The 13,274-nt window shown below is 62.6% G+C and carries 11 protein-coding genes; 3 read left to right on the forward strand and 8 right to left on the reverse strand.

What is annotated here, in order from left to right; genetic code table 11:
* Positions 1-42 precede the first annotated feature (42 nt).
* The 6 genes from ACYYKW_RS15190 to kdpF all read right to left on the reverse strand — a co-directional run bounded on the left by ACYYKW_RS15190 (position 43) and on the right by kdpF (position 8,205).
* A complete protein-coding gene (locus tag ACYYKW_RS15190; protein ID WP_464990470.1) occupies positions 43-741 on the reverse strand; it encodes a response regulator in 699 nt (232 codons plus the stop codon).
* Between the two features lie 48 nt (positions 742-789).
* The gene (locus ACYYKW_RS15195) at positions 790-3,441 is read right to left on the reverse strand and encodes a DUF4118 domain-containing protein (protein WP_464990471.1); all 2,652 of its coding nucleotides are present in this window, start codon (positions 3,439-3,441) and stop codon (positions 790-792) included.
* Positions 3,442-3,567: 126 nt separating this feature from the next.
* Positions 3,568-4,113 carry a potassium-transporting ATPase subunit KdpC gene (gene kdpC, locus ACYYKW_RS15200; protein WP_464990472.1) on the reverse strand — a complete coding sequence of 182 codons (546 nt, stop codon included), beginning with the start codon at positions 4,111-4,113 and terminating at the stop codon, positions 3,568-3,570.
* Positions 4,114-4,344: 231 nt separating this feature from the next.
* Positions 4,345-6,402, reverse strand: coding sequence for a potassium-transporting ATPase subunit KdpB (gene kdpB / locus ACYYKW_RS15205; protein WP_464990473.1), 2,058 nt, complete (start codon positions 6,400-6,402; stop codon positions 4,345-4,347).
* A gap of 10 nt (positions 6,403-6,412) precedes the next feature.
* Positions 6,413-8,107, reverse strand: coding sequence for a potassium-transporting ATPase subunit KdpA (gene kdpA, locus ACYYKW_RS15210; RefSeq protein ID WP_464990474.1), 1,695 nt, complete (start codon positions 8,105-8,107; stop codon positions 6,413-6,415).
* 8 nt (positions 8,108-8,115) lie between these two features.
* Positions 8,116-8,205: a K(+)-transporting ATPase subunit F gene (gene kdpF / locus ACYYKW_RS15215; RefSeq protein WP_007899818.1), complete on the reverse strand. Its 90-nt coding sequence runs from the start codon at positions 8,203-8,205 to the stop codon at positions 8,116-8,118.
* A 397-nt stretch (positions 8,206-8,602) separates the two neighbouring features.
* On the opposite strand from kdpF, the gene eat reads away from it, so the two are divergent.
* From eat to ACYYKW_RS15230, 3 genes are all read left to right on the forward strand, one after another.
* Positions 8,603-9,967 carry an ethanolamine permease gene (gene eat / locus ACYYKW_RS15220; protein ID WP_093099574.1) on the forward strand — a complete coding sequence of 455 codons (1,365 nt, stop codon included), beginning with the start codon at positions 8,603-8,605 and terminating at the stop codon, positions 9,965-9,967.
* A 128-nt stretch (positions 9,968-10,095) separates the two neighbouring features.
* Positions 10,096-10,263 carry a DUF2897 family protein gene (locus ACYYKW_RS15225; RefSeq protein WP_016770901.1) on the forward strand — a complete coding sequence of 56 codons (168 nt, stop codon included), beginning with the start codon at positions 10,096-10,098 and terminating at the stop codon, positions 10,261-10,263.
* A 136-nt stretch (positions 10,264-10,399) separates the two neighbouring features.
* Complete coding sequence (locus tag ACYYKW_RS15230) at positions 10,400-10,954, forward strand: TetR/AcrR family transcriptional regulator (protein ID WP_464990475.1); 555 nt, start codon at positions 10,400-10,402, stop codon at positions 10,952-10,954.
* On the opposite strand, the gene fabF is transcribed toward ACYYKW_RS15230, so the two are convergent.
* Together fabF and ACYYKW_RS15240 are read right to left on the reverse strand one after the other, a co-directional pair.
* Positions 10,951-12,225: a beta-ketoacyl-ACP synthase II gene (fabF, locus tag ACYYKW_RS15235; protein WP_464990476.1), complete on the reverse strand. Its 1,275-nt coding sequence runs from the start codon at positions 12,223-12,225 to the stop codon at positions 10,951-10,953. The genes ACYYKW_RS15230 and fabF overlap by 4 nt on opposite strands.
* A gap of 17 nt (positions 12,226-12,242) precedes the next feature.
* Complete coding sequence (locus ACYYKW_RS15240; protein ID WP_464990477.1) at positions 12,243-13,040, reverse strand: SDR family NAD(P)-dependent oxidoreductase; 798 nt, start codon at positions 13,038-13,040, stop codon at positions 12,243-12,245.
* Positions 13,041-13,274: the final 234 nt, after the last annotated feature.

Consider the following 13,274-nt stretch of genomic DNA (forward strand, 5'->3'; position numbering starts at 1 on the left):
AGCGGGCTTGCCCGCGATGGCGCCCGACCCTACAACACAAAACTACAACCCATCAGCACTCAACAACCGATACCCAACCCCCGCCTCGGTCACAATAAATCGCGGCCGCGTCGGATCATCCGCCAGTTTCTGCCGAAGATGCCCAACCACGATCCTCAAGTAATGGCTGTCCTCGGTATGCGTCGGCCCCCAGATGTCCTTGAGCAACTGCTGCTGGGTGATCACCCGCCCGGGATGCCGCGCCAGTTGCGCGAGCACCGCGTATTCCTTGCGAGTCAGCGCCACTTCGACGTCGTCGAGCAGCACCCGCCGATAAGCCAGATCCACGGTCAACGGGCCGAACTTCAATGCGGCCTGCTGCGCCTCTCCTGCCGGAGCCTGACGTAACAATGCGCGAACCCGGGCGAGGAATTCCTGGATGCCGAACGGCTTGGTCACGTAGTCATTCGCGCCGCCATCCAGCGCCTCGACTTTCTGCCCTTCGCTGGCGCGCACCGACAGCACCAGCACCGGCGCTGTCGCCCATTCGCGAAATTCGCGCAGCACTTGCTGGCCGTCCATGTCCGGCAGGCCGAGGTCGAGCACCAGCAGATCGGGCTTGTTCAGCGCCGCCTGGGCCAGGCCTTCGGCACCGGTGCCGGCCTCGAGTACTTTGTAGCCTTGGGACGCCAGGCTGATGCGCAGGAACTTGCGGATCTGCGGCTCGTCATCGATGACCAAAATGGTCGCGGTCTGGCTCATGAATTCACATCGACAGAAAAGAGTGGCAAGAGAGTAGCGCAGTCGGATTCAGGCTTCACCGTCCATCCCCGGCTGCGTCTGCAGTGGCAGGTGCAGGGTGATGCATGTGCCACGGCCATCAATACCGTCGGCAACGCTGATGCGCCCGCCGTGCGCGCCGACCATGCCCTGACAGATCGCCAGCCCCAGACCCGTGCCCTGGCCGCCACGATCACCGCGCGCGGCGGTGTAGAACATGTCAAAAATCTTCGCCCGCTCGTCTTCGGGAATCCCCGGCCCCTCGTCGCTGACCGAGAAAAAAATCTCCTGATCGTCCGCACCCGCGTTGAGTTGCAAGCGGCCGTGAACGGGTGAAAAGCGCGCGGCGTTTTCCAGCACGTTGACCAGCGCTTGCTCGATCAGCGCCGCGTGCACGTACAGCAGCGGCAATTCGGCCGGCACGTCGGTGCTGACCTGCAACGGCGCGAGCACCGCGCGCAAGCGGTTGAGCGAACTGCCGACGATGTCTGCTGGCGACACCCAGTCGCGCGCCAGTTTCAGTGCGCCGTGGCCAAGTCGGGTCATGTCGAGCAGGTTCTGGATGTAACGGTCGAGGCGCTCGGCTTCATCCCGGGTGCCTTCGAGCAGCTCGCGGCGATCCTCCAGCGGGATCGCTTCGCCGAGTGCGAGCAGGCTGTCGATGCTGCCGCGCATGGCGGTCAGCGGCGTGCGCAGATCGTGAGACACCGAGGCCAGCAAGGCACTGCGCAACTGTTCGGTTTCGCCGTGCAGGCGCGCGGCTTCCAGATCGTCGGCCAACTGCGCGCGCGCCAATGCCTGCGCCAGCGGCTGGCTCAACGCGGTGAGCAGTCGACGGCGCTGGCCGCTCAAGGTCTGGCCCTCTTTTGCGCACACACCGAGCAGCGCCAACGGCCCGTCCTCGACCGACAACGGCCACCACCACCAACGCCCGAACGGCAGCGTGCCGGTGCCCATGCCCGCCGGTTGATCGTGCTGCCACGCCCAATCGGCGGCGGCGCGCTCGGCCTCGGTGAATTGCAGCGGGCCGCCAGTCTCGACTTTCCAACCGCCCTGACCGTCGCGATTGAGCAGGCACAGTTGCAGATCGTTCCAGCCGTTGAGGTGCTGCGCGGCGGCGCTGACCACGGCCTGGCGATCGGTGGCGGCGGTGAGCTTGCGCGACAGGTCGAGCAGTTCGCTGGTTTCCTCCTGGGTGTCGCGCAAGGCCTGCAACTGTCGGCGCTGGCGCGCTGCGAGGTTACCGGTGAGCGCCGCCATCAGCAGGAAAAACAGCAAGGTCAGGACGTCTTCTTCGCGCTGAATGCTGAAAGAGAAATTCGGCGGAATGAATAAAAAGTCGTAGGTCAGAAACGACAGCGCGGCACACGCCAGCGCCGGGCCGAGACTGCTGCGCACCGCCACCAGCAACACCGCGGCGAGGAACACCAGCGAAATGTTCGGCAACGGTAATACGCTGGACACCGCCCACGCCAGCGCCGTCGCCAACAGCGTCGCAACCAGTGCCAATGCGTAGTCGAACCACACCAGCGTCAGCGGACTGCGGGCCTGCGGTTGCTGGGGTTGTTCATCACTGTCGAGAACATTGATTTCCAGCCCGTGAGCCTGACGCAACAGCCGCGCAGCGAGTCCCCCACCCACCAAGCGTCGACGCAGACGCGGCCGCGACTGGCCGACCAGCACCAGACTGGCGCGACGTTCGGCGGCGTGCTGGATCAAAGTCTTCGCCACCTCGCCGGCACGCAGCAGCACCACTTCGCCACCGAGGCGTTCAGCCAGTTGCTGGGCACTTTGCAGGCGCAGGCGCGATTGCTCGTCGCGCACCCTGCCATTGTCGACATGCACCAGGCTCCACGGCAAATGCCGACGTTGAGCAACGCGACTGGCGTGGCGCACCAGACGCTCAGCCTGCGCATCGCCATCGACGCCGACCAGCAAGCGCCCGCGCACGGCCGGCGCGGCCTGACCGAGCTGGCGATAACCCTGCGCCAGATCGTTATCGACCTGTGCGGCGGCGGTTTGCATCGCCAGTTCGCGCAACGCGGTGAGGTTGGTCTGGGTAAAAAAGGCGTCGATGGCGGCGCGGGCTTGCTCTGGGACATAGACCTTGCCTTCGCGCAGACGCTCGAGCAATTCACGCGGGGGCAGGTCGATCAGCAGCAGTTCGAAGGCTTCTTGCAGAACCCAGTCCGGCAGGGTTTCGCGGACCTGCACACCGGTGATGCCGCGCACCTGATCGTTGAGGCTTTCCAGATGCTGGACGTTGACCGTGGTGAACACGTCGATGCCGGCGGCGAGCAGTTCCTGAATGTCCTGCCAGCGCTTGGCGTGACGGCTGCCGGGGGCGTTGCTGTGCGCCAGTTCGTCGACCAGCACCAGTTTCGGTCGCGCCGCGAGGATGCCGTCGAGGTCCATTTCTTCGAGCATCACGCCACGGTATTCCGAGCGCAGCAGCGGTTGCTGCGGCAGGCCGCCGAGCAGCGCTTCGGTTTCGGCGCGGCCGTGGGTTTCGACCACCCCGGCAAGGACTTTCACGCCTTGGCGAAGCTGTGTGTGGGCAGCCTGGAGCATGGCGTAGGTCTTGCCGACACCGGGCGCGGCGCCGAGGAACACCTTCAGCCGGCCACGGCCGTCACGGGGCAGGTCTGCTAACAGCGCGTCGGCGCGGCCGGAGTCGCTCATGCTGGTCTCTTTTCCTGATATTGGTGCGGTGAGGGTGATGGCGCCATCGCCAGCAGGCTGGCTCCCACAGGGGAATGTGGTCACCTGTGGGAGCCAGCCCTGCTAGCGAATGGCGGCGCCGCCGATTCAGAGTTGTTGCAGCGCCATGTTCAGCTCCAGCACATTCACCACCGGCGGCCCCACCAGCGGCTGTTCGATGTGCGCATCGAGCAACTGCTGCACCGTCGACAGCGGCAGATTGCGCGCCTGCGCGACACGCGCCAGTTGATAGGCAATTGCCGCCGGTGGCAAGTGCGGATCGAGGCCGCTGGCCGAGGTGGTCAGTAACGCCAGCGGCACCGGGCCCTGGCCGGGAACCTGCAATTTCCGGGCGTCGTTGATCACCCGCGTGGCGAGCACCGGATTGCTCGGGGCGAGGTTGCTGGCGCTGCTGGAAACGGTGGCGAAGGCGCCGGCGGATGGCCGTGGGTGAAACCACGCATCGCCGCTGAAATCCTGGGCGATCAGTGAGGAGCCGCGGACTTTACCGTCGGCGTCACGCACCAGACTGCCATTGGCTTGCTCAGGGAAGGCCACCTGGGCAATGCCGGTGACCGCCAGTGGATAGGCGATGCCGGTGACCAGGGTCATCAGCACCAACAGGCTCAGGGCCGGACGTAGCATTGTGGACATTTATTGATCCTCGAATTCGTTGGGCAAACTTTTGGTGGGGTGTCAGGGAGATCTTTTCCCCCTCACCCCAGCCCTCTCCCCCAAGGGGGCGAGGGGGGAAGGGAGCCGATCTTCATACTTTTCAAAACCCGGGCTCGACTCGGAACTTCAAGTCGACGTACCTCTCGCAAACACCTCGGTCAGTCCCCTCTCCCCCCGGGAGAGGGCTAGGGTGAGGGGCTCTTTTCAGCCTCACACCAGATGCAACGCCGTGAGCAGCATGTCGATCGCCTTGATCCCCACGAACGGCACCAGAATTCCGCCCACGCCATAGATCAACAGATTGCGCCGCAACAACGCCGCCGCACTCGCCGCCTGCACTCGCACGCCACGCAGTGCCAGCGGAATCAGCACGACAATGATCAAGGCGTTGAACACAATCGCCGACAGAATCGCGCTCTGCGGGCTGGTCAGCTGCATGATGTTCAGCACGCCCAGTTGCGGATAGATCGCGGCGAACAGCGCCGGCAGGATGGCGAAGTATTTGGCCACGTCGTTGGCAATGGAAAAGGTAGTCAGCGCGCCACGGGTTACCAGCAATTCCTTGCCGATCTGCACCACGTCGAGCAGCTTGGTCGGGTCGCTGTCGAGGTCGACCATGTTCGCCGCTTCGCGCGCTGCCTGCGTGCCGTCATTCATCGCCATGCCAACGTCAGCCTGGGCCAGCGCTGGCGCGTCGTTGGCGCCGTCGCCGCACATCGCGACCAGGCGACCGTCGTTCTGCTCGTGACGAATGCGCGCGAGTTTCTTCTCCGGTGTGGCTTCGGCAAGCACGTCATCGACGCCCGCTTCTGCCGCAATCGCCGCAGCGGTCAGCGGGTTGTCGCCGGTGACCATTACCGTGCGGATCCCCAGTTTGCGCAGTTCGGCAAAACGCTCGCGAATGCCCGGTTTGACCACGTCCTTGAGGTGGATCGCACCGAGCAGTTTGCCGTCGGCGCAGACCAGCAACGGCGTGCCGCCGCTCTGGGCGATCTTGTCGATTTCCCGCGACAGCGCCGGGGCCAGATCGGCGCGTTGCTGCCCGAGGAAGGTCAGCAACGAGTCCACCGCGCCCTTGCGATAGACGCGGCCCTGATAGTCGATACCCGACAAACGCGTTTCGGCACTGAATGGCACCACCGTCAGGACTTCCAGCGCCGGCTCAGGCTGCGGATGCAGACCGCGCAAGTACTCGACGATGGATTTGCCTTCCGCAGTTTCGTCGCCCAGCGAGGCAAACAACGCGCCCTCGGCCAGATCACGTGCCGACACACCCGGCGCGGCGTACACCGCGCTGCAACGGCGGTTGCCGAAGGTGATGGTGCCGGTCTTGTCGAGCAGCAGCACATGCACATCGCCTGCGGCTTCCACCGCGCGACCGGATTTGGCGATCACGTTGAGGCGCACCAGCCGATCCATCCCGGCAATGCCGATGGCCGAAAGCAGGCCGCCGATGGTGGTTGGAATCAGCGTGACCAGTAACGCCACCAGAAACACCAGCGGCAGGCTGCCGTTGGCGAAGTGAGCGAACGGTTGCAGGGTGACCACCACCAGTAGAAAGATCAGGGTAAGGCCGATCAGCAGAATATCCAGCGCGACTTCGTTCGGAGTCTTCTGGCGTTTCGCGCCTTCGACCAGTGCGATCATGCGGTCGAGGGTCGACTCGCCGGGGTTGGCGGTAATCCGCACCAGCAGCCAGTCGGACACCAGTCGCGTATTGCCGGTGACCGCCGAGCGATCACCGCCGGACTCGCGGATCACCGGCGCCGATTCACCGGTGATTGCCGCCTCGTTGACCGCCGCGATCCCTTCAATCACTTCGCCGTCGCCGGGGATCATCTCCCCCGCTTCGACGCGCACCACGTCACCCTTGCGCAGGTTGGCTGCGGGCATCACCTGGAAGCTGCCATCGGCCTGCCGGCGCCGGGCGCTGAGACCTTCGCTGCCTGCCTTGAGACTGTCGGCGCGGGCCTTGCCACGACCTTCGGCCAAGGCTTCGGCGAAGTTGGCGAACAGCACGGTGAACCACAGCCACAGGGCGATTTGTGCAGCCACCAGGGTCGACACATTGGCATCGGGAATGAAGCACAGCACCGTGGTGAAAATGGCGGTCAGTTCGACCACCAGCATCACCGGCGAACGCTTCAGCTGCCGTGGATCCAGCTTGACGAACGCTTGCACCAGTGCCGGGCGCCATAGGGCCGAGATCGCGGTTTTCGCTTGTTCCGGCGCTTTGGCCGCGACGGGTTTAATTGCGGGCATATTCATCGTCAGCTCCTCAGAAGCCCAGGCTCAGATGTTCGGCAATCGGGCCCAGCGCCAGGGTCGGCAGAAAGGTCAGGCCGCCCACCAGCAAAATGGTCACAGTCAGCAGGGTCACGAACAGCGGGCCGTGAGTCGGGAAGCTGTTCTGGCCGATCGGTGCGGTTTTCTTCATCGCCAGGCTGCCGGCCAGTGCCAGTACCGGGAGGATGTAGCCGAAGCGCCCGATCAACATGCCCAGGCCGAGCATCAGGTTGTGAAACGGCGTGTTCGCACTCAGGCCACCGAACGCCGAGCCGTTATTGGCGCCCGCCGAGGTGTAGGCGTAGAGCAACTGGCTGAAACCGTGCGGGCCGGGGTTGCTGATGGTCGCCGCCGGGCCAGGCAAGGCAGCGGCAATCGCACCGAGAACCAGCACGCTGACAGGCATCACCAACAGCGTGACCACGAGTAATTGCACTTCCCGCGCCTGGAGTTTCTTGCCGAGGTATTCAGGGGTGCGTCCGATCATCAGGCCGGCGAGGAACACCGCGATCAGCACGTTGAGCAACATGCCGTAGAGCCCGGCACCGACGCCGCCGAAGATCACTTCACCGACCATCATGTTGACCAGCGCGACCATGCCGCTCAGCGGGTTGAGGCTGTCGTGCATGCCATTGACCGAACCGTTCGACGCCGCCGTCGTGGTCACCGACCACAGCACCGTGGCGGTGGTGCCGAAACGCGCTTCTTTGCCTTCCAGCGGCGCAGTCTGCTCGACGGCGACATTGTTCAGGGTCGGATTTGGTTGATATTCGGCCCACAGCGAGGTCGCACCGCCGATCAGGAACAGCGCCAGCATGCAGGCGATGATCGCGCGGCTCTGGCGCAGATCCTTGACGTAGTGGCCGAAGGTGAACACCAGCGCCGCCGGAATCAGAATGATTGACGCGACTTCGAACAGGTTGCTCCAGGCCGTCGGGTTCTCGAACGGATGTGCCGAGTTGACGCCGAAGAAGCCGCCACCGTTGGTGCCCAGTTGCTTGATCGCAATCTGGCTGGCGGCCGGGCCGAGCGGGATCACTTGATCGACACCCTGCATCGTCACCGCGTTGACGTACTGCGCAAACGTCTGCGGCACGCCCTGCCAGACCAGATACAGCGCCAGCAACAGGCACAGCGGCAGCAGGCCGTAGAGGGTAGCGCGGGTCATGTCGACCCAGAAGTTGCCGAGGGTCTGCGCCGATTTGCGGCCGATGCCACGGCACAGCGCGACCAGCACGGCGAGGCCGGTGGCGGCGCTGACGAAGTTCTGCACAGTGAGGCCGACCATCTGGCTCAAGTAGCTTAGAGTCGCCTCACCGCTGTAGGACTGCCAGTTGGTATTGGTCATGAAACTGACCGCGGTGTTGAACGCCTGAGTCCACTCTTGGCCCGGCAAGTTCTGCGGGTTGAGCGGCAGGTGATCCTGGAACAGCAGAATCGCGAACAGCAACAGGAAACCGGCGAGGTTGAACGCGAGCAGCGCCAGCGTGTATTTCTGCCAGCTCTGCTCCACCTTCGTATCGACCCCGGCAATGCGATAGCAACCGCGCTCGACCGGACCGAGGATCGGCGTCAGCCAGGTGCGCTGGCCTTCCATCACCTTGTAGTAAAAGCGTCCCAGGAAAGGCGCGGGCAGCAAGACCAGCGCGAAGAAGCCGAGGATCAGCCAATAGTCATAACTGTGCATAGCCGCTCCTAGTTCCGGTCCGCGCGCAACAGCGCAACCAACAGATAAATGAACAGCCCCACTGCCAACAGCAATGACACCCCGTCCAGAACGCTCATGGAAGATCTCCGTGTAACGGCGTATTGCCGCGTGTGCGGTGATTGTCGGGAAGGAGGCTGTAAAGGAACGAGAGCGAGGGTAAGCGCGGGGCATAAAGAAAGCGTAAAGAGTGGTTTTATGCGGGGTTTACAGGCGGATTTCTTGTGTCTGTACAGGCCCCATCGCGAGCAGGCTCACTCCTACAGTTGGAATGCGATCCCCTGTAGGAGTGAGCCTGCTCGCGATAGCGGCATTCCCGCCAACATCGCACCCAACTGGCGCACAACACCAGCACGTCCAGCGCAGATCATCCCCGCTGCGACAGCTTTGAACTCATTACGACTTGTTTCAGCGTAATGGCACGCCCACTGCACACGCCCTCCCCCGAAGCTTTCCAATCCTTCAGGGAGCAAGCGCATGAACACACAACTCAAACCCACGCTGGGCACGCTGCACCTGTGGGGCATTGCCGTGGGGCTGGTGATTTCCGGGGAGTACTTCGGCTGGAGTTACGGCTGGGGCGTGGCCGGGACCCTGGGCTTTCTGGTCACCTCGTTCATGGTCGCGACCATGTACACCTGCTTTATTTTCAGCTTCACCGAACTGACCACCGCGATTCCCCATGCCGGCGGGCCGTTTGCCTACAGCCGCCGCGCTTTTGGTGAGAAAGGCGGATTGATCGCCGGTCTGGCAACGCTGATCGAATTCGTGTTCGCGCCGCCAGCGATTGCGCTGGCGATCGGCGCTTACCTGAATGTGCAGTTTCCAGCGCTCGACCCGAAACACGCTGCCGTTGGCGCCTATATCGTGTTCATGGGCCTGAACATTCTCGGCGTGAAACTGGCCGCAACGTTCGAACTGATCGTCTGCGTGCTGGCGGTGGCTGAACTGCTGGTGTTCATGGGCGTGGTCGCCCCGGCGTTCAGTTTCAGCAACTTCGCCCTCAACGGCTGGGCAGGCTCGGATGTTTTCGGCGCACCGGCGATTGCCGGCATGTTCGCGGCGATTCCGTTCGCCATCTGGTTCTTCCTCGCCATCGAAGGCGCGGCGATGGCGGCGGAAGAAGCCAAAGACCCGAAACGCACGATTCCCAAGGCGTACATCAGCGGCATCCTGACCCTGGTATTGCTGGCGATGGGGGTGATGTTCTTCGCTGGCGGCGTCGGTGACTGGCGCACCCTGGCCAATATCAACGACCCGCTGCCGCAAGCGATGAAAACCGTAGTCGGCGACAACTCCGGCTGGCTGCACATGCTGGTGTGGATCGGCCTGTTCGGCCTGGTTGCCAGCTTCCACGGCATCATCCTCGGCTACTCTCGGCAGTTCTTCGCCCTCGCCCGCGCCGGGTATCTGCCGGCGTCGCTGGCGAAACTGTCGCGCTTTCAGACACCGCACCGCGCAATCATCGTTGGCGGCATCATCGGCATCGCGGCGATCTACAGCGATGGCCTGATCAACCTCGGCGGCATGACGCTGACCGCAGCGATGATCACCATGGCCGTGTTCGGTGCCATCGTGATGTACATCATGAGCATGCTCAGCCTGTTCAAACTGCGTAAATCCGAACCTAATCTGGAACGTACCTTCCGTGCGCCGTGCTATCCGCTGGTACCAATGATCGCGTTGGTACTGGCAGTGGTCTGCCTGGTGGCGATGGCGTGGTTCAACACGCTGATCGGCCTGATTTTCCTGGGTTTCATGGCGGTTGGATTCGGGTATTTCATGATGACGGGTCAATTGCGCGCCGATGCGCCGGCGGATGCGATGTTGACCGGTCTGTAACGCGCTCGGGTGTGCCGGGCAGAAGCGGCCTAGAATGGAACCACTGCGAAGTCGTTTCGCTCAAATGTGGTATGCAGCGTCGCACGGCGAAATCCTCGCCCGTCGAGCTGCCCTTGAGGAGAGCCGTTATGCCCTGGTATGCCTGGTTGATTCTGGTCGTTGCGATCGGCTCGATTGTTGGCGGATTGATGATGTTGCGTGACACCGCCAACAAGGTCGAACTGACCGATGAAGAACGCAAGCGCGTCGCACAACGCAATGCCGAAGCCGACGCCAAGGACGCACAGGATCGCTGACATCAACCCCGCCCGATCGGCGGGGTTTGCATTTATATAGCCATTGGCTCTGACCGCAGGCTTTTAAGAAGTAGAAGTACAGTCACCATCTAATTTTCCTTGGTTAAGATGCGTGCATTGTTGCGGAGAGTTCCCGATGCGTTATTCGCAGGACCATAAAGCCCAGACCCATCAGCGCATCATCAAGGAAGCCTCGGCGCGCTTTCGCAAGGACGGCACCGGCGCCACCGGCCTGCAACCTCTGATGAAAGCGCTGGGGCTGACCCATGGCGGTTTCTATTCACATTTCAAATCCAAGGACGATCTGGTGGAGAAGGCCCTGCAGGAGGCCGGTAATCAGGTCGACGGCTTGTGCGCAGAGATTTTCGCTCAGGACAATGCACTGGATCTGTTCATCGAGACCTATCTATCGGAGTGGCATCAAACATCACCCGATGAAGGCTGCCCGCTGCTGACCATTTCCTCCGAACTGGGCCTGCGCGGGCAACCGAGCCCCACCAGTGATGGAGTGCTCAACGCACGGCTGACGCAAATCGAGAACAGTCTCGACGGCGAAAACAATGCAGAGCGCGCCATCGTCATCATGTCGACCCTGGTCGGCGCGTTGCTGCTGTCACGCAGCGTCGCGGATGCCGGGTTTGCGCAACGCATTCTCGACGTCACCCGCGACCACCTGAAGAACCGCGACTAGGCCTGCCAGCGCTTGAACAACACGCTTGCATTGACCCCGCCAAAACCGAAGCCATTGGACAACGCATACTCGATCGGCATGGAACGCGCCTGGCCATGGACAATGTCCACCCCTGCACTCGCCGAGTCCGGGTTGTCGAAGTTCAGCGTCGGCGATACCACCTGGTCACGAATCGCCAATAGCGTGAAAATCGCTTCAAGACCGCCTGCAGCACCGAGCAAGTGGCCGGTAGCGGATTTGGTCGAAGTGACAGCGATTTTGTTTTCGGCACCGAACACCGCCTTGATCGCCGCCAGTTCGCCAAGATCGCCTACAGGCGTCGACGTCGCATGAGCATTCAGATGCTGGACCTGAGCCGGCTCGATAGCGGCCTGCGCCAACGCCAGCTCCATCGCACGGCGTGCCCCGCTGCCATCTTCCGGCCCGGCGGTCAGGTGGTAAGCGTCGGCACTGGTGCCGTAGCCGACCAGTTCGGCTAACGGTTGTGCGCCACGTGCCAAGGCATGTTCGAGTGATTCGATGACCAGCAGTCCGGCCCCCTCGCCCATCACGAATCCGTCACGACCGCTGTCGAACGGTCGCGATGCGCGCTCAGGCGTGTCGTTGTAACCGCTCGACAGCGCCCGCGCTGCGGCGAAGCCAGCAAGACTGACACGGTCAATGCAGGCTTCTGCCCCGCCGCACACCGCAATGTCTGCTTCACCGGAACGGATCAACCGTGCCGCATCGCCGATCGCCTGGACGCCCGCCGCGCATGCTGTGACCGGCGCGCCCAGAGGCCCTTTCAGCCCATGCTGGATCGAGACATGACCGGCGGCAAGATTAACCAGAAACGACGGAATGGTGAATGGCGACAAACGCCGAGGGCCGCGGCTGTCAGTGGTGCGCACCGCATCGGCGATCGCACCGAAGCCACCGACACCGGAGCCGATGATCGTCGCCGTGCGCTCTCGGTCCTTGTCTTCTTGCGGATGCCAGCCGGCCTGCTCCAGCGCTTGTCTTGCCGCCTCCATGGCGAACAGGATGAAGCGGTCCATCTTCTTCTGCTCTTTCGGCGCAGTGGCGCGATCCGGATCGAAACCGGCTTCGGCATCCTCCTCCTGGGTTGGCACACGACCGCCAACACGCGCAGGCAAGTCAGCAACCACCGCGTCCGGCAGGTTGCGCAGCCCCGAGCGTCCGGCCAGCAAACGCTGCCAGACCACTTCGACACCACTGCCCAACGGCGAAACCAGACCCATGCCTGTAACCACAATTCGACGCGAATCCATACCCTGCTGACCTCCGATCAAGATTTGTAGCGTTGTGCCGCGGAACTGCGCGACAAGTTCGGCACCATGACGTGGCGTGCGGCGACGAATGCCTGCCATTCACCCGCATCAGGCAGCGAAGGAATAGTGATCAACTCGCCCTGATCCAGCCCGGCCAGCGCCGCATCGACCATTTCTTCCGCCTCCATGATCATCTCCGCCGGGATGCCGCTGGCATCGGTACCCGAGCGCGCCCAGATTTCAGTGCGCGTCACACCGGGCAACACAGCCTGAACCTGCACGCCGGTGCCATCGAGCTCGGTATGCAGCGACTGTGTCAGGCTCAGCACATAGGCCTTGCTCGCGCTGTAGGTGGCATTGAAACGTTCAGGAAACAGCGCCACCACCGAGGCGATGTTGATAATCGTCCCACGGCCGGCCTTGGCGAAACTGGCAGCGGCAGCCGATGCCAAGCGAGTGACGGCGGTGATATTCAGCTGGATCAGTTGCTCCAATTGCTCCATATCAGCGTTGGCCAACAAGCCGTTTGCCGCAACACCGGCATTATTGACCAGCAGGCTGATGCTTGAATCACTGCGCAGTCGTTGCTCGAGTTTGAGCACATCGTCCCTTTGCGTCAGATCCGCTTTCAACACCTCTACCTGAACACCGTGTGCATCACGCAAGCGGCTCGCGGCATTTTCCAGACGCTCCTGATCACGGGCGACCAACAGCAGATCGAATCCGCGTGCTGCCAGACGTTGGGCGTAGATGGCACCGATACCCGACGAGGCGCCGGTCACGAGCGCTGTACCTTGATACGTTGCAAAATTCATGAGAGTGCTCCAACAGGACTGGGCGGGAAGGCTGTAGATCGCGCCGGCATGACCGAACGGTAGATTATTATAGGCATAATCTTACCGACATATGATAGCCGTAATTTTAACTTGGCGATGAATTGCCGTCCTGTTGAGCCCATCAGCTCGTCACCGCACAAAATCAAAAAAGGCCGGTCAATGACCGGCCTCCTGGCGTTGAACATTCAGCTTAGTTGACTTCCAGCCTGTCGC

Source organism: Pseudomonas sp. 15C (assembly GCF_055484735.1).